Source organism: Mycobacterium sp. E3339, from assembly GCF_001666915.1.
Classification (GTDB): Bacteria; Actinomycetota; Actinomycetes; order Mycobacteriales; family Mycobacteriaceae; genus Mycobacterium.
The window spans coordinates 53110-73447 of the sequence record NZ_LZIZ01000084.1 but is presented as its reverse complement, the minus strand read 5'-3'; the positions used below and the strand labels follow the sequence as shown (position 1 = coordinate 73447).

At 65.5% G+C, this 20338-nt stretch carries 18 protein-coding genes; 11 read left to right on the top strand and 7 right to left on the bottom strand.

What is annotated here, in order from left to right; genetic code table 11:
* The coding region (locus tag A5702_RS08460; RefSeq protein ID WP_231965023.1) for a hypothetical protein at window positions 1-1801 on the top strand (1801 nt) is incomplete at its 5' end.
* Window positions 1802-2165: 364 nt separating this feature from the next.
* Entirely contained in the window at window positions 2166-3251 is a 1086-nt protein-coding gene (locus A5702_RS08455; protein ID WP_068219830.1) for a methyltransferase, read from the top strand.
* Between the two features lie 26 nt (window positions 3252-3277).
* Here the strand turns inward: A5702_RS08455 and A5702_RS08450 are convergent, their stop codons facing one another.
* On the bottom strand, window positions 3278-3937 hold the full coding sequence (locus A5702_RS08450; RefSeq protein WP_068219827.1) for a TetR family transcriptional regulator: 660 nt from the start codon (window positions 3935-3937) through the stop codon (window positions 3278-3280).
* Between the two features lie 187 nt (window positions 3938-4124).
* Here A5702_RS08450 and A5702_RS27185 point away from each other — a divergent pair, with 187 nt between their 5' ends.
* A complete protein-coding gene (locus A5702_RS27185) occupies window positions 4125-5351 on the top strand; it encodes a PPE family protein (RefSeq protein ID WP_068219824.1) in 1227 nt (408 codons plus the stop codon).
* Window positions 5352-5366: 15 nt separating this feature from the next.
* Complete coding sequence (locus A5702_RS27245) at window positions 5367-5660, top strand: hypothetical protein (protein ID WP_082955986.1); 294 nt, start codon at window positions 5367-5369, stop codon at window positions 5658-5660.
* A 37-nt stretch (window positions 5661-5697) separates the two neighbouring features.
* Here the strand turns inward: A5702_RS27245 and A5702_RS08440 are convergent, their stop codons facing one another.
* Window positions 5698-6345, bottom strand: a complete 648-nt coding sequence (locus A5702_RS08440; protein WP_055399261.1) for a TetR/AcrR family transcriptional regulator — start codon at window positions 6343-6345, stop codon at window positions 5698-5700.
* A gap of 222 nt (window positions 6346-6567) precedes the next feature.
* On the opposite strand from A5702_RS08440, the gene A5702_RS08435 reads away from it, so the two are divergent.
* The gene (locus tag A5702_RS08435) at window positions 6568-7389 is read left to right on the top strand and encodes an aspartyl/asparaginyl beta-hydroxylase domain-containing protein (RefSeq protein WP_082955985.1); all 822 of its coding nucleotides are present in this window, start codon (window positions 6568-6570) and stop codon (window positions 7387-7389) included.
* Window positions 7390-7434: 45 nt separating this feature from the next.
* Here A5702_RS08435 and A5702_RS08430 read toward each other — a convergent pair whose 3' ends face one another.
* From A5702_RS08430 to A5702_RS08420, 3 genes are all read right to left on the bottom strand, one after another.
* A complete protein-coding gene (locus A5702_RS08430; RefSeq protein WP_068219821.1) occupies window positions 7435-8790 on the bottom strand; it encodes a hypothetical protein in 1356 nt (451 codons plus the stop codon).
* Window positions 8791-8887: 97 nt separating this feature from the next.
* The gene (locus tag A5702_RS08425; RefSeq protein ID WP_055399267.1) at window positions 8888-9232 is read right to left on the bottom strand and encodes a hypothetical protein; all 345 of its coding nucleotides are present in this window, start codon (window positions 9230-9232) and stop codon (window positions 8888-8890) included.
* A 129-nt stretch (window positions 9233-9361) separates the two neighbouring features.
* A complete protein-coding gene (locus tag A5702_RS08420; RefSeq protein WP_068219818.1) occupies window positions 9362-10180 on the bottom strand; it encodes an alpha/beta fold hydrolase in 819 nt (272 codons plus the stop codon).
* Between the two features lie 212 nt (window positions 10181-10392).
* Here A5702_RS08420 and A5702_RS26900 point away from each other — a divergent pair, with 212 nt between their 5' ends.
* The 4 genes from A5702_RS26900 to A5702_RS08400 all read left to right on the top strand — a co-directional run bounded on the left by A5702_RS26900 (window position 10393) and on the right by A5702_RS08400 (window position 14655).
* Window positions 10393-10911, top strand: coding sequence for a hypothetical protein (locus tag A5702_RS26900; protein ID WP_231965021.1), 519 nt, complete (start codon window positions 10393-10395; stop codon window positions 10909-10911).
* A 189-nt stretch (window positions 10912-11100) separates the two neighbouring features.
* The gene (locus A5702_RS08410; RefSeq protein ID WP_231965020.1) at window positions 11101-11721 is read left to right on the top strand and encodes a sensor domain-containing protein; all 621 of its coding nucleotides are present in this window, start codon (window positions 11101-11103) and stop codon (window positions 11719-11721) included.
* 115 nt (window positions 11722-11836) lie between these two features.
* Window positions 11837-13852: a serine/threonine-protein kinase gene (locus A5702_RS08405; RefSeq protein WP_082955984.1), complete on the top strand. Its 2016-nt coding sequence runs from the start codon at window positions 11837-11839 to the stop codon at window positions 13850-13852.
* 194 nt (window positions 13853-14046) lie between these two features.
* Window positions 14047-14655 (top strand): LGFP repeat-containing protein, encoded by a 609-nt coding sequence (locus A5702_RS08400; RefSeq protein WP_068219807.1) that lies wholly within the window; start codon window positions 14047-14049, stop codon window positions 14653-14655.
* Between the two features lie 78 nt (window positions 14656-14733).
* Here A5702_RS08400 and A5702_RS08395 read toward each other — a convergent pair whose 3' ends face one another.
* The gene (locus tag A5702_RS08395) at window positions 14734-16419 is read right to left on the bottom strand and encodes a GMC family oxidoreductase (protein WP_068219804.1); all 1686 of its coding nucleotides are present in this window, start codon (window positions 16417-16419) and stop codon (window positions 14734-14736) included.
* Window positions 16420-17088: 669 nt separating this feature from the next.
* Window positions 17089-18456: an aldehyde dehydrogenase gene (locus A5702_RS08390; RefSeq protein ID WP_369817881.1), complete on the bottom strand. Its 1368-nt coding sequence runs from the start codon at window positions 18454-18456 to the stop codon at window positions 17089-17091.
* A gap of 138 nt (window positions 18457-18594) precedes the next feature.
* Between A5702_RS08390 and A5702_RS08385 the strand changes: the two genes are divergently transcribed.
* Both A5702_RS08385 and A5702_RS08380 read left to right on the top strand, forming a co-directional pair.
* The gene (locus A5702_RS08385; RefSeq protein ID WP_068219801.1) at window positions 18595-19524 is read left to right on the top strand and encodes an alpha/beta hydrolase; all 930 of its coding nucleotides are present in this window, start codon (window positions 18595-18597) and stop codon (window positions 19522-19524) included.
* Between the two features lie 166 nt (window positions 19525-19690).
* Window positions 19691-20299 carry a TetR/AcrR family transcriptional regulator gene (locus A5702_RS08380; protein ID WP_055399290.1) on the top strand — a complete coding sequence of 203 codons (609 nt, stop codon included), beginning with the start codon at window positions 19691-19693 and terminating at the stop codon, window positions 20297-20299.
* The last annotated feature ends 39 nt before the right edge of the window (window positions 20300-20338 follow it).

The window sequence follows — 20338 nt, the reverse complement described above, 5'->3', positions numbered from 1 at the left end:
CCCGCGGGCTTACGATGTCGCCGTGGCGGATGTCACGGTGGCGATATTTACCTTTACCAGGAACGAAGCGACCGCGGTAACGGAGTTGCTCGCACGCCTCTACGTCGACCTGCCGGTGTTCGGAGCAACGTTGTGGACGCCGGTGAAACACGGGGAAGAATCGTTGGAGGGCCGCCTGTCCGACGGGCGAACCGCCAGGCTGGAGCACCATCCGCTCAGCGCCCAGGGCAATGTCGTCGCGGCGGCCGCGCTCAGCAGATCGACCCGCGAAAACCGGGCCGACTACTACGTCTTCTACGGCTGCTGTGGAACGGTCGACTCCAAGCTCGTTGGTCAGGTCTTTCGAGCCGAAAGGGTGTCATACCTGTCATTGGGCGTGGTAGTCGCCTCGCCCGACGGCGAGGTCGTCAAGCTGAAGAACAAGTGGATCGTCCGGACGCATCCCGACGAGCAGGCACCGCTCGCCGCCATTGAGCTGCGGGCCGGGTCCGCGGGCGCCCCAGGTTCCGTGTCGGGGTTCGACCTTCCCGATGCCCACATTCTCGCCACCGACAAGGTGATCAAGGTCTCGCCGGGGATCGCACCGGTGCCGATGGAGACACTGTCCAGCGGTCCGGTCTACGCGCGGGAGGACTGGACATACGCTCTGGCGCTTGCCCTTTACTCCGGAATGACTACCCAGCCTGTACTCATCGACATGGAATCCTTCGGTATCGCGTCGGCAATGCGGGCGTTGGGTTTATGTGAGCGCGTGGTCGTGCTGCGCGTTGCCACAGATTCGTTGAGCGACAAAGCCAATCAAAGCGAGCAGGACCAACTCGACTTCCTGAGGGACGGCCTGGCCGAACTGGCCGCCGCCATCGCGACCATCCTGGGAATGGAGACGGCACCGGAGCGGAAACCGCGGTCGCTCGAACAAGAGGTGCGCAGGTTGCGTTCCGGCCTCGTGGCGGCCGGGCCTTCGACGCGTGACGCACGGGAATCCGAAATGGTTCGTGTCGTGTCGGCGGCGGCCCTGGCCTGGGACGGTCAGTTGGACCGGGTCGATCGCTTCTCTCGTCCGCTTCTGCCATCGGGCAACCGGACCGGGGAGCGCGCCAATCCCGCGATGACCGCACGGCTTTTCTTGGAACAGGTGGCTTCCGACTACCGCCGCGCGGCGTCACTCGAACTTGACCTCCGCGAGGTGGAAGCGCAGCGGAACTCCGACAAGGGCGTGGCCGCCCTAGCGCGGGCCGGCGTCGTGAGCCGCCCGGTGGCGCCGCTGGCTGTCGGGCAATATCTCGCGTCTCAGGAACGCGCCGCGGACGGGGACCTGGCGAGCGTTTTGAAGCCATGGATGGTGTCCGCCGACAGCGAGGATCGCGAATCGCAATACGCCGCAACGTTCGGCGAGGTTCTCGGCCCCCTGCTTCAAGTCGCGTCGGACAACTCGGGTGCCCGCCCGTCGGCTCCGGGAGGTTGGTCTGACCGGGTGGGGCAGACATGGTCCGAGGATTTCCTCATAGCAGGCGCCGAGATTCTCAAAGACCCTAGTCTGCTCGGCATGTCGCACGCCGAAGCGGAAGTGAGCGCCCCGTCTCGCGCAGGTTCAAGCGATGCTCCGGACGCGATCAACAAAGTTGTCGCGCTCGCGGAGGCTTTCCGCCCGGTGGAAGACGTCAGGGTCAGTACCGCTGGGGACAAACCCAAGATCGACCTCGTCCTGTCGGGGGAGAACCTCGGCCCGGACGAGCTCGACTTGTTCATGAACAGCCTGCGGGACATCCCGGCCGAGGTAATGATCCTGCCGAAGCAATGACCAAGTCGCCGTTGCCGATTCGCAACGAGACGCGCGGTCGGACCTGGCGCGCTACCCGGCTGCGACCCCTACGGGTGGTCCAACACTGGCCGAGGGAAGGCAGCCCGAAGCTGTTACGGCGGTAAGGGCGAGGATCGCCGCGACGACGATCTTTGCGGTTAGACGTGACATGGCCGCTCCGTTCTTCCGGCCCCCCAAACAGGAATATAGGGGGAACGGGGCCACTATTTCAATGATTATTGAAATTTTCTCGATTCGCGGGCATAGTCACACGCGGGGCGTTCGAGCGCTCGCGTGAACGAGTACCTTTGGCGAGTTGGCGTGTACGCACTCTGCGGCGATATCAACGAGAAGGGGTAGTGACGTGACGTCTAAGGTCCCGCCTGTCAAGGTCGCGCGAGCCGTCGAGCAAGCCCGCCACTACCTATCGCGGCTGCGCCAGCGCTCCGCGCCGCCTCCGGCGGTGATGATGGAATTCATCCTGAATGCGTGGGTCGCCCAGGCGATCGCGTCCGCAGCGGATCTCGGCGTGGCGGACGCCCTGGCCGATGGACCCCTATCCGGCGAGCAGTTGGCAAGCCGGGTCGGCGCCAACGCCGATGCGCTGGGGCGGCTCTTGCGGGCGCTGATCGGCGTCGGCATTTTCCGCCAGCTCAGCGACGGGCGTTATGCGCTTACCCCGCTTGCGGAAACGCTGCGCACCGATGCGCCGGTTTCGATGGCCGGGATGGCCCGCTGGGTCGGTTCACCTCAGCATCGGGAGCATTGGAGCCACCTGACCGACGCGATCCGGACCGGCAAAGCGGTGGTCCCCGAGCTTCGCGGCAAACCGGCTTTCGAGTACCTGGCCGGGGAAGCCGAACTCGGTGGAATCTTCAACTCCGCCATGACCAATGTGTCCGAGTTCGCGAACGTGCCCCTCACCGCGGCCTACGACTTCAACACGTTCGACACGATCGTCGATGTCGGGGGCGGCCACGGTCGGCTGTTGGCGGCGATCCTCGAGACGGCCCCGAAGTCGCGCGGCGTGCTGTTCGATCTTCCGGAGGTCGTGGCGGGCGCGCCGGAGCTGTTGCGGAAGTACGGTGTCGACGACCGCGTCCGCATTGAAGAGGGTTCGTTCTTCGATTTCGCGCCGAAGGGCGGCGACGCGTATGTGCTCAAGAACGTGATCCACGACTGGCCCGAGGACGACGCGGTTCGCATCCTGAAGAACGTCCGCAGCGCGGCCCGCGACGGCGCGCGACTGTTGCTCTGCGAGTTCGTCATTCCCGACCACGACCGGGACTTCCACGGCAAGTGGGTGGACATCGAGATGTTGGTCGTCGCCGGCGCGCGCGAACGTACCGCGGACGAATATCGCCGACTGGTCGGCAAGGCCGGTTTCCGGTTGAACCGCGTCGTCGAGACCGTGTCGCCGCTCAGCATCCTCGAGGCGACGGCGGTGTAGCGGCGGCCGCTTCGAGATCGGCGTCGTCACCGCACATTTCGGCGCCGCCTTGGGGTTTGCGATGCCGCGTTCAGCCCCAGCTCCTCGGCGGGTGCGGTCAGGAACCGATGCACCGTCGGCCCGACGAGGCCGACCACCTCGTCGACGCCGAGCGACGACAGGGGCGGCACCCGCATGATGTATCGCAGCATCGCGGTGCCGACGAGGCTGGTCGCGGCCAGCATCGCGCGCAGTCGCGCTTCGTCGCCACCGCCCAACGCGCCGGACACCGCGGTGAACAGGTAATCGTGCAGGAAACCGCGAAACGCATCGTTGGCATCGCGGTTGGACGTTGCCGACTGCACCATCGAGGCCATGCTCGCGGACGTATCGGGCTGCTCCCAGAGACCAAGGTAGGCCCGGACGACGCGGCAGCCCAAATCGGCGTCCGTCTCGGCGATCTCGGCCGTCAGCAGGTCCGACGGCAGCACCAACTTCATCGACTCGCGAAACAACGCCGCCTTGGAGCCGAAGAGGTAGAGGACCATCGATGGATCGACTCGCGCATCGTCGGCAATCGCCCGCAGCGTCGTCTTGTCATAGCCATGCTTGGCGAACTGCCGCTTTGCCGCGCGCAGAACCGCGTCGCGCGACACCGGTCGACCCTGACGTCTACCGCGCCGCTTCGTTGTCCCAGGTGACGACACCTGCGAACGATAGCATTTCAACCCCTATAGAAAAGGCTGTCCCGCTCTGCGTTTCTCCAGCAACCCCGCGACACGCACCGCGGCTGGCGCTGTTGCAGCACCGCGGCAGGCGCTATTCTATCGCCATTGAAAAGTTATTCAATGAATGTTGAAATAGTGATCGCCGTTCGCGAAAGGGGCTGCCGACATGGACTTTGCGTCGCTACCCCCGGAGGTCAACTCCGGATTGATGTATGCCGGCCCGGGTTCCGGGCCGATGCTCGCGGCGGCGGCGGGCTGGGAGTCGCTGGCGGTTCAGCTGGAGTCCACCGCCAGCGGCTACGCAACGGAGCTAGCGGGGCTGACCGGGCAGGCGTGGTCGGGGCCCTCTTCGCTACTGATGTCGGCCGCGGCCACCCCGTATGTGGGGTGGTTGGCTGCCGCCGCCGCGCAGGCGGCGCAGACCAGTGGCCAGGCATACGCGGCGGCGGCGGCTTACGAGGCCGCGTTCGCGATGACGGTGCCCCCGCCGGTGATCGCGGCCAACCGGGCGCAGCTGTTGGCGCTGATCGCAACCAATTTCTTCGGACAAAACGCCCCGGCGATCGCCGCGACCGAGGCTCAGTACATGCAGATGTGGATTCAAGATGCGACGGCGATGTATGAATATGCCGCCGCGTGTCAGACCGCCAGCACATTGGCCCCGTTCGACGAGCCGCCGCGGACCACCAACCCGGTAGGCCAGGGTGCTCAGGCCCAGACGGTGGCGCAGGCCGCCGGTCAGAACGCGACCAGCGCCACGCAGCAGTTGGCCTCCACCAATGCCACGATGCACGCCCTGGGCTCCACCACCGTCGACGCCGCCGGGCCGGTCGCTCCGGGCCAGACGGTGACCGCCGCACCGGGTAGCACCATCACCATCGGTACCGGCACGGGGATGTACGTCAACAGCGGCTCGATCACGATTGCGGGTCCCGGGACCAACCTCATCAGTTTCGGAACCGTCATCGTCAACTCCGGCAGCACAATTCACACCCTCATCGACTGTTCGGAGGGCGGTGTTTTGATCCCCGGGGGAGTTGACGTCACTGCCGGCTCGACCCCCCTTGTGCTCACACCAGGATCGTTCCAGGAGGTCCTGGTCACCCTCGTCAACGGCACCGCCACACTCCCCGTCGTCGGCGGCGAACAGGTCGCCATCCAGACCTTCGGCAATACCGCCACCGCCATCGTCGGCCCCGCCGGCGCATCCATCACCAACGTCTTCGGCAGCATCACTGTCGCGGCAGCTACGCCCAGCTCATCCGGCGCATTGGGGGCTTCGGCGCTAGGCGGGCTGACACCCGGCCTGGCGGGCACCGCGGGAATTCAGCCTCAGCTCGATGTGGATGGGCTGTTGGAATGGGCTCAAATCCCCTCGGCGGCAGGCGATTAGTGGCGGGCCGGGCACATGGCGAGCGCTGAGTACCGGGCGGTGTGGCCGTTCCATCCCTCGTGCGCCGTCGGTGCGCCGTCCGCAGGGGTGGGCGAGGCTGTCCCGCTCGGCCCATTGTCGGCGCCCCCGGCCTGGACGACGAGCGTCTCGGCGGTCACATCGGCGGCGCCTTTGATCGTCGAGGCCGCCGTTCCGGAGAAGTTGCCGGGACGTACCTTTCAGCGGGCGCTGATGACGGCGATGACCGGACGGGATGCTTCGCCTTCATGCATCCCGACACTCGGCCGAGAACAGGACGGGGGGCGCTAGGGAAGCGGGATTGTTGCTACGCAACCACCGCGGATCGTCAGCCACCATCCGTCTTGGGCTCAGGTGCGATTATCTGGCCGCTTCGGATCAGGGCGTCGGTCGCCTTTTGCCACCTGTCCAGCTGCGCCGGACTGGTGAAGGGATCGGGGAGGTGCCGGTCCAGATGCGAACGAACGATAAAGATGCCCAACACCAACACCATCGGGTTGAGCGCTACCCAATCGGGATCGAGGCCGGGCCGCACCAATCCTTGTTCTGCGAGCTGATCCCAATGTCCCCGACCGATGTCGACCAGGCCGTCAAAGATCCGCACGCCCATCGGCGTGCAGTCGACCACAGCGCGACACATGTAGTCGATGACGGGCGCGTGGTTGGAGACTAGGTCGGTCACCCGGTGTGCGACCGCCGAGACCGGGTCCGTCGGGGCCCCCGGCAAAGGGCCCGCCAACGACTGGCCCAGCACCGCCATCACGTACTCGTCCACCGCCGTGATGAGGTTGCCCTTCGTCTTGAAGTGATGTTGAACCAATCCAATTGACACGCCGGCAGATTCGGCGATCATCCGTAGCGAGGTCGCTTCCGTGCCGTGCACGGCGAAAGTCTTGAGCGCAACGTCGCGAATGCGGTCCACGCTGGACTGCTCGCCCCGCGCGGGCGGACCGGCAGGCACCACTTCGCGAAACATTGCTCCAACCATAGACACAGGGCCGAAGCCGTGCCACAATATGATCGCATTGTTGCACAATAAATACATATTGTATACCTTATCTGATGCGTTTCATCGGGGCCGATCCGCCCCTGCGGGGAGGGCGGTCCACCAATGGACTTCGTCCTAGAGTGCTAGGCACTTCTCACGACGACATCATCACAAACTAAAACCAAAAAACAGGGATCGGAGACCACCTCTATGGCGACCATCGATGCACCCGAAATTAGCGGCGATATAGCGCCCGATGGATGGGATGCACGCCCCCCGAATCGTGGTGTCAGTAGAGCGGTGGTGGCGTTGCGATACCTCTTGTTTCTGACTATCGCGCCCGGGTTGAAGGTGGTCAACTTGATGGTTCCGCGGAGATTCTCACTGGTCGAGACGACGCCGTTCATCGATCCCACCCAGTTCGAATGGCACCAGCATGTCACTTCCGAGCTGAGCAAGGTGCAGGCCGAACTCAAGGCCCTGCTATCGGTTCCGGAGACGATTCCGAACCATCAAGAAATCGTCGAGACGATAGCGGCAATATCGAACGACGACAAATGGCTCAGCTACTTCTTCTACATTTACGGCCGGCGTTTTGATAAGCAATGCGAAGAATGTCCGGACACCGCACGCTTGCTGCACGACATACCGGGCATGAAAACCGCCTTCTTCTCCATTCTGTCCCCCGGGAAGAAGATTCCTCCGCACCGCGGTCCCTACCAGGGCGTCATGCGCTATCACCTGCCGCTCGTGGTACCTCGGGATGGCGAATGTGCAATCCGCGTCGGCGACGAGACCGCCTCTTTTCAGGAGGGCGTGGCGCTGATGTTCGATGACACCTACGAACACGAGGTGTGGAACAACACCGAGGAAACGCGTGTTGTGCTGTTCCTCGACATCGTGAGACCGATGCAGTTTCCCTTCAATATCTTCAACTCGGTGATGATCACGCTGATGGGTTGGTCGCCGGTCGTGCGTCGAATGAAGAAGAATCAAGCCGCATTCGATCGCGCGCTTGCAGAGACTGCTTGACATCCGCGGGGAATCACGCCGGCCACGCGTTGGCGGTTGAGGGACTTACTGCAGCGAACCCACCGGGATGACCGGGCTGACGAGCCGGAAGACGAACCCGCCGCGTTCCATGAACCGGCGTTCGAACGTGCCCGTGATCTGCCTGCCGTCCAACTGGCCCGTCAGCACCAGATGGTCCTTGTCGGGTTGGGTCGCGTGCAGCACGACCTCGGCCGAATCCGATTCGCGCTTGCGCAATTTGAGCCGATCCCCGTCGACCTCGAGCTGCCAGATGGTGGTGTAGCCCGCCGGCGCCTGGCTGACAAACTTGACCACGCCGAATTGCGGCACCTTGTTGCGGTCGGCGATCGCGACGTTCGTCCAGGGTTGCGGGTTCGTCTGGTTGAGCGTCGCCTCGCGCCCGTCGACGGTGAACGACGTTGCGCGCCAAACGCCGTCGAGTGTCGAGGTGGGGGTGTTGTACACGCTGAACAACATGGCGTCCCACATTGCGCTGAACACCAGCAACGCCCCAGCGATACCGAACTTCGCAACCACGCCGGTTAGTCGCAGCCAGCGCTTATCCGCACCAAGTGGCAACCAGTGCTGAACGGGGCGAGTCTCCCCGCGATTGAACGCCACGCGAGCCAAATTCGGCCAGTACGGCGACGCGATACCGATTGCTATCAAAAACAATTCGCCAACGGCCAGCTTGACCGGCACATCGTAGGTCACGTTGAGCAATAGCACCTGCGCCATGGCCATCGCCGATCCGAGCGCACCGAGCAGCTGCGTACGGTTCCACAGCAGCAGCAGTCCCGACACCAGCTCAACCAACCCGCTAACCACCGAGTACGCCGGGGAGGCGCCCATGAAGCCCCACAACGTCGCGAACAGGCTGGTGTCGCCCGTCAGCTGCAACTGGTGATGGGGAAGCGTCATGAACCCCATCTGGACGGGAATCACCTTGCCCAGGCCGTAGATGATCATCACCGCGGCCAGCCCGAACCGCGCGAACACGATCAACGACGCGGCCAGGCGTCGGTAGTCGGAACGCCCCCGATCCATGACTGTCCACGCCGCGGTGACCAGCACGGCCAGCACCAGCCAACCGAGATGTAAACACCACAACCACAACACGTCCGAGCCCGCCGACTTGGCGATCTCAACACCACGACCTCGCGTCAGGTAGCTGCCGACCTGCGCGATTAGCCAGACCATCGATTCGAGCGGGTGCCGGCCGACGCTGTCTTTCACGACGCTTCCGCCGACAACGCCGAAAAGCATCCCTAGACCAATGGTGAAAAGCAGCCGGAAACCTATTTTCTGGAGCGGCGTCCACGGCGGAGCGCCTTCAAGGGAATCAGATGTTCCGGCGGCCGGAACCGGCGATTGCGCCGTGGTAGTCACGGCAGCAATCATAGGGCGATCGCCCCCGAATCCGTTGATATATGAGCGATTCGGGCGATGTCGTCATGGGGGCCATGCGGAAGCGCGCGTCGGTCAGCCGCGGCCTCCGTCACGCATGGGGGCAGAAAATGCCCAGTATCTGTTGGCAGTTGTCCTTGTTGATGAGCCCCGGCGGCGGCGGGGGCGGGGGAGGCGGCGGGTTGTCGCCGTCCCAAATGTTCTGGGCGACGTTGCCCTGCCCGAAGTACACGTAGTAGTACGTGTGGCAGATGTTGTTGTCCCAAATGACCGGATTGGTGACGTGGTTGCCGGTCGGGGGCAGTGGCTCTCCGGGGCACCAGCGGTGCGGGCCGCCATCGGCGTTGGCGGTTCCGGCGGCGAGCCCGAGACCCGCGACACCCAAACCGCCGGCAACCAAGGCGGTGGTCGCCAACCGCACGATTCGTCGCATCATGATCGTCCAATTCTGTCGGGTGGCGCCCCACTGCGGGCCGCTTTCGACTTGAAGTGGACAACGCGCTTGCCACTACCGATCCCAACTTGGGGCAGTAGCCCTGGCCGCCACGTCGTTTGACGTCGCCGGTCAGGACGCGATGAACGCGAGCAGGTCCGGGTTGAGGACATCCGCGTGCGTGGTCAGCATCCCGTGCGGGTAGCCGGCATAGGTTTTCAAGGCGCCGTTCTGCAGTAGGTTGACCGCCCGGGGAACCGAGCTCGCAAACGGCACGATCTGATCGTCGTCGCCGTGCATCACCAGGACGGGAACGGTGATCGCGCGCAGATCCTCGGAGTAGTCGTGGAGCCAGGAAGACACGGTCTCATAGTGCGCGTGGGCGCTGCCGGACATGCCCTGTCGCCACCAGTTCGCGATGACCGCCTCGGAGGGTTCCACCCCCGGTCGGTTGAATCCGTAGAACGGACCCTCGGGCACCGCGCGGTAGAACTCCGATCGATTTCCCAAGACACCCGCCCGCACCGCGTCGAACCACTCCTGGGGTTGCCCGCCCGGATTGTCCTCGGCCTGCGCCATGTTCGGGGTCGGGGAGGACACCAGTATCGCCTTGGCGACCCGCTCCTGGTGGCGCGCCACGTAGCGGGCCACCTCGGCGCCGCCGGTGGAGTGCCCGACATGGACGGCCTCGCGCAGGTCGAGCTGTTCGGTCAACGCGGCCAGGTCGGCCACCCAGTGGTCGATGTCATTGCCGGTCCCAGTCTGCTCGGATCGGCCATGCCCGCGCCGGTCGTGAGCGATCACCCGATAGCCCTCGTGCAGAAGGAACATCATCTGCGCGTCCCAGTCGTCGGCCGTCAGCGGCCAGCCATGACTGAAAACGATCGGCTGGCCAGAGCCCCAATCCTTGTAGAAGATCTCGACACCGTCCGGCGTGGTGATGGTAGGCATGGTCGTCCTCTCGCAGTCATGGGCGCACCCCGCGCTCGAGTAGAAGTCAACCGCATATCACCAGTTTTTTCCTGCGGGCTTTCAACAAATTGATGCCGGCGAGCTAGCGGGTGTCTTGCGTTGCGCCAAGGACGATCTGGGCTCCGTCGCCAGTGGTGGGTACGCCTACGAGCATGCGCTGAACGTGGCCTCTACCGAAGGGACGATATTCGATGACGCCGAGCGCGCCACGACCCGGTTGGTTCGGTTTAGAGTGGACAAACCTGTTTGATCCAGCCTTCGATGGCGCCGTCTTCAGGTTGAAGCACCCCATTGCGCCGGCAGAGCGAGGCAAGGGCGCCGTCAGCCGAGCACGAGTCCGTGCTGCGACCGTTAAGGATCGTTACCGCAATCGTGATTTTCGCACTCGTATCATTGGATTTAGGAAAAGTCTGAAAGCTTTTCCGCTCAACGCCGATCGGCGTCCGCAAGCTTGGGGGGCTGATATGACAACCGCAATTGCCGCGCACGAGCCAATCGAGAAATACATTTCCCACACACACGACGATGTCGCGTGGGCGGTAGCGAGAGTCAACGCTACTGCCTGGCAAGGGGAAACCGTTCTCGACGAACTGAGACCGCGGTGGCGACCCACGGAAGAAGAGGTCGTCCGCGCGGCGATAACCGTGATCTTCGTAGCTCTCATGGCGGTGATCGGCGTAGCCGCGGTCGCCATCTTGACCATGGGCTAGTAGCGGTACGGCGGCGTCCGAGCGTTTGGGTAGTGGTCGCCAAGCGCTAGAAGCGGCTTCGCATTTGGTGACGATTCAACAGTTAGGCGGCTAACAGGACCGATGCGAGGAACCAGGGGAGCGAGCGGGCCGGCAGGCAGGTATGCGCTCGCGGTTCTGGCGCTGTCCGCTCTGGCAGCCGGGTGCACGGTGAACGTCGACGGAAAAGTGGTAGCCGCTCCGACGATGGGCCATGCGCCTCAACCGCTTCCAACCAGTGCGCTGTCTGGATTGCTGCTCAGCCCAACCGAAATCGGCTCCATCATGGCCGCCCACATGGAGGTGGCCGAATCGGGCGACACCATGTACACCAATCGGCCCCTCGCCGATGGATGTTTGGTCTGGGCCGAGGCACAGGATTACTCCTACCAAGGCAGCGGCTGGACGGCCGTGCGCGTACAGCAACTGAAGGACCGTCGCGATAGCGCGGATCACATTGCCTACCAGGCGGTGGTGGCGTTCCCGGGGGCTTTAGCCGCAAATGACTTCTACTCCGGCCAGGTAGCGGCCTGGGCGAATTGCGACAACCGGCGTGTCGATCTCCATGACCCGGGCGACCCCGCACCCCACTATTGGACGCTCAGTAAGGCCCGCGTGGAGGACAGCGTTTTGACGATAACGCGAGTGCAAGAAGACGGCGGGGGACTTTGGGCGTGCCAACGGGCGTTGACGGCCTCCAACAACATCGTCATCGATGTGAGCGCGTGCGCCGAGGATGTGGGCGACCGGGGTGCTCAGATCGCCCACCAAATCGCGAAGAAGATCTCTTGAGCGTCGTCCACTCGCGCCTCCGCTCTTAGCTGCCAGCCGGCCGTTGCGGGAGTTTCCCCAAACCGCGTCAGTTGTGGACTATGGTGTTGCTGATTGCTGCCATCGGGAGGTTTCCATGGAAGGGACCCCGTTCGGCCGGTATCGATTAATCAACTTGCTCGGCCGAGGTGGCATGGGCGAGGTCTGGCGAGCCTATGACACCGTCACCGATCGGATAGTCGCGTTGAAAGTTCTCCCGGCGCATTTTGCTGCGGACAAGACGTTTCAACAGCGATTCCGCCGCGAGGCCCATTCAGCGGCACGGTTGAACAACCCTCACGTGGTGCCAATTCACACCTACGGCGAGATCGACGGGCGGCTATTCGTCGACATGCGCCTGATCGAAGGGCGCGACCTGGCAACCGTGCTGGCCTCCTCCGGTTCAATGCCTCCCTCACGCGCGGTGCATATCGTCGAGCAGGTGGCACACGCCGTATACGCCGCGCACAAGATCGGATTGGTGCATCGGGATATCAAGCCCTCCAACATCTTGCTCGATGAGAATGACTTTGCGTATCTGATCGATTTCGGGATCGCACGTGTCCTCGGCGAGACCGGTCTGACCGGCACCGACGCGGTGGTCGGCACGCTGCGCTACATGGCACCGGAGCGCTTCAAAGTCGGTGAGGCCGATGCACGCTCGGACATCTACGCGCTGGCCTGCGTGCTCTACGAGTGCTTGACGGGAGGCGCCCCATTTCCGGGTGACAGCATCGAGCAACAACTGGCGGGGCATCTGTCGGCGCCGCCGCCACGCCCTTCTGACTCCGGTGCGCCCCCGGCATTCGATGCGGTGATCGCCACCGGCATGGCCAAAGACCCGGCCCAGCGCTACGCCACCTCTGTGGATATGGCACGCGCCGCGCGCGACGCGATCACGGTGCCACTGCATGCGCGGGCGGCCCCAAATGTACCGTCGGACAACGTCACTGCCCCCACTCGAGTGGCCTCATGGCCGAGTGAGCCAACGCAGCAGGCGCAGAAGCAGGTGGCCGGGAATCGTAAGCGCGCCAGGCGATCTTGGGCGATTGCCGCCGCGGTGATCGGCGGGGTCCTGGTGTTGGGCGGCGCGAGCCTATACCTGATGCGCGCACACACCTCAACGGCTGGATCTACGCAGGCGACGCGACCGGCGACGGCCGCCCCGCCGCCGTCGGCGCCCAGCGGGGGAGGCACGCCCACTTCGGGAGTCACCGCCGTGCCAAGCGGTCCACCTAGGATCGCCACCTCCGTACGGGTAGGCAATGGGGCCTTCGGTGTCGCGGTCGACTCGGCCGGCCACACCGCCTACGTCGCGAACACCGGCTCCAACTCCGTGTCGCTGGTCGATACCGGCAGCCGTACGGTCACGGCCACCATCGCGGTAGGACGCCACCCGGTGGGTGTTGCCGTGGATCCATCGACCCGGACCGTCTACGTCACCAACTACGACGACTCCTCGGTGTCGGTCATCGACACCACCAATGGCACGGTCGTCGCCAGAATCGGTGTCGGCAGCCATCCGGGCGGGGTAGTGGTCGACCCGGATGCCCGGATCGCCTATGTCACCAACGGTGATAGCGCATCGGTATCGGTGATCGACGTGACGACGCATTCCGTGACAGGGACGGTGCCCACCGGAAAAGGCCCAAGCCGCGTAGCCATCGATCGAGACGCGCACCGCTTGTTTGTCACCACTGCCGATCCAACAGTGACCGTCATCGATACCACGAACCGAACTGTCGTCGGTTCCGTCGCGCTTCGCGTCCACCCGGCCGGGATCGCCATCGACACCGCGTCGCACACGGCCTATATCGCCAGCGGCGACGATGCATCGGTGTCGTTCGTCGACACCATCAGCCTCGGCGTCACCGCTAGTGTGCCTGTCGGGCAACGCCCCGCGGGGGTCGCAGTGGACCCGCCGACGAACACCGCTTACGTGGCCAACTACAGCGGCGGGTCGGTGTCGGTGGTCGACACCACCAAACGCATCGTCACCGGAATCCTTGCGGTCGGAAACAATCCACTCGCCATCGCCGTCGACCCAGTCACGCACTTCGCCTACGTCAGCAGCGACCTCAACCATGGCTCGTTGACAGTGATCGAGCGCTGACGCCGGGGCACTTGCCGCTGGATGTCGTGGCGCACCGGTGGATCTTTACTCGGTGCTCTGGCTTGCCGTCTAAGACCGCGTTGTAAGTTCGTTCGGGCGATCGCCTGCGCATCAAGTGATTCGGTTTGAAGTCCCGTCCGGGCGAAAGGTCAGCCGCAACTTGACCCGCCACAGCAAAACGCGAGAGGAAGCCAATGAGAACGCTCGCAAACCGCCACACGGCAATCGTCGGCCTGGCCGCCGTCGCGCTGATCGCTGCGGGCTGCAGCAATGGCAATAGCGTCGACGCGTCGGCGCCGTCTCAGGTCGGGGTGAGCGCCACGTCCACGTCAAAAGCCCCGGCGCCGCCCACCGAGGTGAAGCTCATAGGGGAGCGCGACGTCGAGGTGACTCTGACCGGCCCGATCGCGGTCAAGTACTCGTCGGCAACGGAGGATCAGAAGAAGGCACTCGGCAAGCCGCTGACGGGTGACCGCAACGCGGGGACGCGGGACAGCGGCGTGGTGTTCCAGCAATTCCAGGGCGGCGCGATCACCGCCAGGAACGGCGCGGCCGGCACACCGGCGTACATCATCGTGGGCAAGATCCGGGAGGCCTGGAATGTCCCACGCGGCCCGGACGGCACGCCCGCGGTCACCGGCACCAACGGTTCGGCAGGGCCGCTGGGCTTGCCCACCAGTGACGTGAACGCCATCGGCGACCTGCAGGTGTCGACCTTCGAGCACGGCAAGATCGAGTACAACCCGGCGACCGGCCAGGTCGCGGTGACGGTAAACGACAAGGTCGTCCCATCCGGGCTCTAGCTCGAAATGCGGCGCCCTCGCCGCTACCGCACATCGCCACTTGGATGGCTCGCATCAAGACTCCACCGGCTGGCCGACTCATCCCACAATCGCCCGCGCAGCGCGCTCTGCGATGAGCATGACCGGCGCGTTGGTGTTGCCGGAGATGATCGTGGGTATGGCCGAGGCATCGACCACCCGAAGGCCGGCGACGCCGTACACGCGGCAGTCCGTGTCGAGCACCGTGGCGGCCGAATGCGGCCGCCCGCGAGCGTCAAAGGCTCCCATCGCGCAGGTGCCCACCGGGTGGAAAATAGTCGTACCGAGTTCGCCGGCCGCCTTCTGCAGCGCTTCATCGCTCACCACCTGCGGCCCAGGAAGCAACTCCTGCGGGCGGTAGCGGGCGAGGGCCGGCGCCGCCATGATCTGCCGGGTCATCCGAAGGCCCCGCACGGCGATTTGACGATCGGCGTCAGTCGACAGGTAGTTGCAGAAGATTTTCGGGTAGGTGAGGGGATCTGCACTGGCCATGCGCACATGGCCTCGCGAGGTGGGTCGCAGATTGCAGACCGAGGGAGTGATCGCGCCGAAGGGGTGCAGGGGTTCGCCGAACTTCGGCAACGACAAGGGCTGCACATGCCACTCCAGATCGGCACTTCCCAGCGCGGGGTCGCTCTTGGCAAAAGCCCCCAGGGTGGAAGGCGGCATCGTCATGGGCCCCGATCGCAACAGCAGGTACTGAAGTCCCATGCCCGCACGGGTGATCCAGTTCCGGTACAGGGTGTTGACGGTCGGCGCGCCCCGGACCCGGTAGATCGTTCGAATCTGTAAGTGATCCTGGAGGTTTTCGCCCACTCCTGGCAGATCGACGGCCACCGGCACTTGATGCTGCGCGAGCAGGCCGGCTGGGCCGAGACCCGAGACCTGCATCAGATGCGGCGACCCAATCGCTCCAGCGCTCAGGATCACCTCCTGGCGCGCCCGGATGTCGACGATTTGGCCGCCTTTGCGCAGGCGCACACCGGCAATGCGGCGCCGGGCCGTGGTCCAGGCGCCCCGGCGCTGAGCCTCGTGGACGTGGTCATCCATCAAAAGCCGCAACGCCTGAGTGTACGTGTAGACGGTGAGATTCGGCCGGTGGGCGATGGGATGCAAGAAGGCATCGGCCATCGACCAGCGCCGGCCGCGCCGTTGGTTGACATGAAAGTAGGCGCAGCCGGCGTTGTCGCCCTGGTTGAATTCATCGATCGGGGAGATGCCCACCTGGGCGGCGGCGGCCTGCCAGGCGTCCAGGATCTTCCAGCGCACGCGCGGTAGCTCGACGCGGATCTCACCACCGGCGCCGTGCCAGTCGTCGGCTCCGCCGTAGTAGTTCTCCAACTCTTTGTAGATCGCCAGTGTCTCGCCGGGACTGTCCGTCCCACCCCACAGCCAGCGTTCGTCGCCGGTGGCCTCCGCCCACAGCGCGTAGTCGCTGGCCTGTCCGCGCATGTGGATCATGGCGTTGATCGACGAGCAGCCGCCGATCACCCGGCCGCGCGCGTAGTGAATGCTGCGGCCGGCCAAACCGGGGTCGGGTTCGGTGGTGAAGCACCAGTCGGTTCGGGGGTTGGCGATCGTGTACAGATAGCCCACCGGCACCTTGATCCAGAACCAGTCATCCTTGCCGCCGGCCTCAATCAGAAGCACACGGCGATCGGGGTTGGCGCTGAGCCGATTCGCGAGCAGGCAGCCTGCGCTGCCTGCCCCCACGATGATGAAGTCGAATTCGGCAACCGGATTCATTGCGAGTCCTAGTGTGCGCGATGACCACCACATCCGCCGAGGAATGATGGGCCTCGTTCGATAAGCGAGAACCGTTGAGTGGCAGGGCAGTACGCGGTAGCTCAACTTGACATAATGTCGCTTATCGGCACACCGGCAACCGGGCCGTTCGGCGCCGCCCACCCGAAAAGCCTGGCAGCGGCCGTCGTCTCGTGCGCAGCCGCTCAGAGCTCTCCACTCCGGTCGGCCCTGGATGGTCTTTCGGTCGTGCGCCGCGGGGCGCGCGAACGCACACGCATCGACCGCCGATACCTCGGCGCCGGGATGCGCGCTGTGCGCCCGAAGGGCCGGCAGTGCCACCCCGGGACTCACCCGCTGTCGATGGACTCGGCGGCATCAATACGTCACGGTGACGATTTGATGCCTGGCACGCCCCTTCGCATGCCACCAATCGTCATGGCACATCAGCCAATACCGAACGGGTCTCAGCGTTGCGCCTTCCGGTTCCGCATGGTTTCTCGGCTGCAGAATTTCCCGCCGTCGGGATTGACCACCCGCCCCATAGGGCCACGGCCGGCTGTCCCCGAGCAGCAATCTCGACCGAAGACGCGCACACCCCTGTCGCACGAATGAGGCGCCGCCCCAACGCAATTCGTCACTGTGACGTTATGGTGGGGCCGCGCCCGACCGTCAGCCCCCGGGTGGCGACCAGTGCACCACCTTGACCGCGGTCAGCTCGTCGAGCAGTTCGGGTCCGAAGCCGAATCCCGTCCCACTGGCGCGGCGGGGCTCGGAGGCCCCGCCCGGGGCGCCGCCGAAGACGGCGTTGATCTTGACGGTGCCCACCGGAAGGCTGCGCCATGCCTCCTGGGCATGCGCCATGCTGCCCGTCAGCACGTTGGCGGCAAGTCCGTAGCGGTCGTGCGCCGCCTCCGTCAACGCGGTGGCGAAGTCGGGCACCACCCGCACGGGCGCGATGGGACCGAACGTTTCCTCGCGCATGACGAGCATGTCGGGTGTGCAATCGGTCAACACGGTGGGCGGATAGAACGAGCCAGGCCCGGGTCGCGGCTCGCCGCCGACGAGCACGTGGGCCCCGCTGCCGGTGGCGTCCTCAACATGCGCGTGCACGTGTTCACGATGACGCTCGTCGACCAGCGGCCCGATCCGATCGGCCCACGAGATCGCCTCGTCGATCAACGCGTTGAGGAACGCGTCGGCAATCGATCGCACGACGTAGACGCGTTCCACCGACACGCAGATCTGTCCGGCGTTGGCGAAGGCGCCGAGCGCCGTCTGGGCGGCCGCCCACGTCGGGTCGACGTCGGCGTCGACGATCAACGCGTCGTTGCCGCCGCTTTCCAGCAGCGCCTTGGCGCCGCGTTCGGCGCAGGCCCGGGCGATCTCCCGGCCGGTCGCACTGCTGCCGACATGGGCGACGACATCGACCTGCTCCGCGCCCGCCAGCCGTTCCCCGACGGTTCCGTCGCCGTCCACGATCTCGAGCACGCCTGTGGGCAGTCGAGCCGCCAGCAGTTCGGCGAACCGGCGCCCCGTTTGCGGGCAGCGCTCACTTGGCTTGTGCACGACCGTGTTTCCGGTGACGAGGGCCGCGCCGAGCAGCCCGGCCGCCACGGCGACGGGATCGTTCCACGAGGTGATGACCGCGACCACGCCGCGCGGCTGGGGAACCATGAGATCGGTGGCCGACCAGCCGCCCTGCAGGGCGTGCCCGCGGTGCAGGGGCCCCAGTTGGGCGTATTGCAGGAGCGTGTCGATCCCGGCGTCCACGCCGGCGCGGGCGTCGTCGCGCAGCTTGCCGGTTTCCCGCTCGTTCAGTTCGGCGAGTTCGTCGGCCGCGGCGCGGACGTCGTCGGCGGCAGCCGCGACGGCGGCAGCCCGTTCGGCCGGCGACGTGCGCGCCCACGCCTCGGCGGCGGCAGCGGCGCGCCCGACCGCTTCGTCGCAGTCGGCCGGCTCGGTGATCGGCACCTGCGTGACGGTGTCGCCGGTGCGTGGATCCAGGACGCTGATGATTTTGGTAAGGGTCGAAGCCACGACCCTGGATACCCTGTCCCCCGCCAGGCCAATCAGCCGCGCCCGAGCGGCGCTGGTCAGGCCGGGAAGTCGCGCCGGCGCAGATTGCCGGTCCGGTATGGTCGGCGTGTCCGCGGGGGCCGAAGGATAGAGGGCTGGATGGCAAATTGGTCGGCCGACAACGCCTTCACCGCCCGGCAGGCGGTGAACCCGGGCCTGCGCAAGGTCGCCCGGTTCCTGCCCCGCGGATACGCCCTGCATCGGGGTCTCAAGGTTCAGCGCGCGATCATGAACGTCTTCAGTAGCACCGGGCGGCTGCGCGATGTGCCGGTGGCGGCGGTCGACGAGCACGTCACCGTTCGCCTGCACCGCCCGGCCGGTCTTCCCGAGCGGGCACCCGCACTGTTGTGGGTTCACGGCGGCGGCACGATCATGGGCCACGCCGCCCAGGACGACAAATACCTTCGCAAGCTGTCGCGGATGACCGGTGTCGCGATCGCGGCGGTGGAACACCGCCTGGCCCCCGAGCATCCCTATCCGATTCCGGTGGAAGATTGCTACGCGGCGCTGCTGTGGCTCGCGCGTCAACCCTGGGTCGACCCGGACCGAATCGCGGTGGGCGGCGCAAGCGCCGGTGGGCATTTCGCGGCGGCGATCGCGCAACGGGCCCATGACCACGGAGACGTCCGCCCGATCTTTCAGATGCTGGTGTATCCCATGCTCGACGATCGCACCGGCACCAAACACGGCGGCGCCAAACGCATCATGTGGACCGAGACCGACAACCAGCTGGCGTGGCATTGGTACCTGAACGGCGCGGATCCCACCGAGGCGGCCCCGGCGCGTCGCGACGATCTGTCCGGTCTACCGCCGGCGTGGATCGGGGTCGGCACGTTGGACCTCTTCTATGAGGAATGCCGCCTCTACGCGCGACGCCTGCGCGAGGCGGGGGTTCCCGTGCACGAGGAGATCGCCCCAGGCGCGTTCCACGCGTTCGACCAGATTGCGGACAAGGCCCCGGTTTCGGTGAAGTTTTTCAGCAGCCAGTGCGATCACCTTCGGGACGCCCTGGTCGCGCCCCGCGCCTAGCGACGAAGTATGTTGCGCGCCAGGGGCATTCGCGGTTCCGCGAAACGGAACGTGCCCTTGGCGGCCGCCGCGACGCGGAACACCGCACCCGCCCTCCGACGGGACCGGCCGCCCAAATCCGGCGCCTTTTGACTGCAAAGTGTGCAGAACGTGCAACTATGGGTGGATGTCCAACCCGGTCGGGCTGCGCGAGCGCCGCCGCCGCCAGACGAGCGCCGACATCCGCGACGCCGCGGTGCGGCTGGCGCTGGAACGCGGATTCGACAAGGTGACCATCGACGAGATCTGCGCCGACGCCGGCGTCTCGACGCGCACCTTCTTCAATTACTTTCCGAACAAAGAGTCCGCGATCGCATACGGCCCGTCGGACATACCCCCGGAGCTGGTAGCGGAGTTCGTCGCGGCGGGACCCGCCCCCTACTCGGTGGTGCTGGCGGAGCTCATCACGCTGGCCGCGCACCACCTGCGCGACGTGCCGCCGAAACGCGAACAAGCGGCCGGCATGCTGGAACTCGCCAAGACCTCCCCGGCGGTGTTGGCCGCGTTCCTCGCCGAGCTGGAGCGGTTCCAGAACCACCTGACCGACGTCGTCGCGCGTCGCCAGGGCATGCGCCCCGAGGACGAGATCCCCGCGCTGATCGCCGCGCTGGCCTTGACGGCCGTGCGCTCGGGCATCGAGCGCTGGTCCAGCGGAGAAGCCGGCGCCACCGACGACACGCCGATGCCCTACGTGGAACGGGCCGCCGCGCTGGTCAACGGCATCTTTACGAAGTGACCTGAAACACCGCGGCCCTTTATTGCATGACGTGCAAGA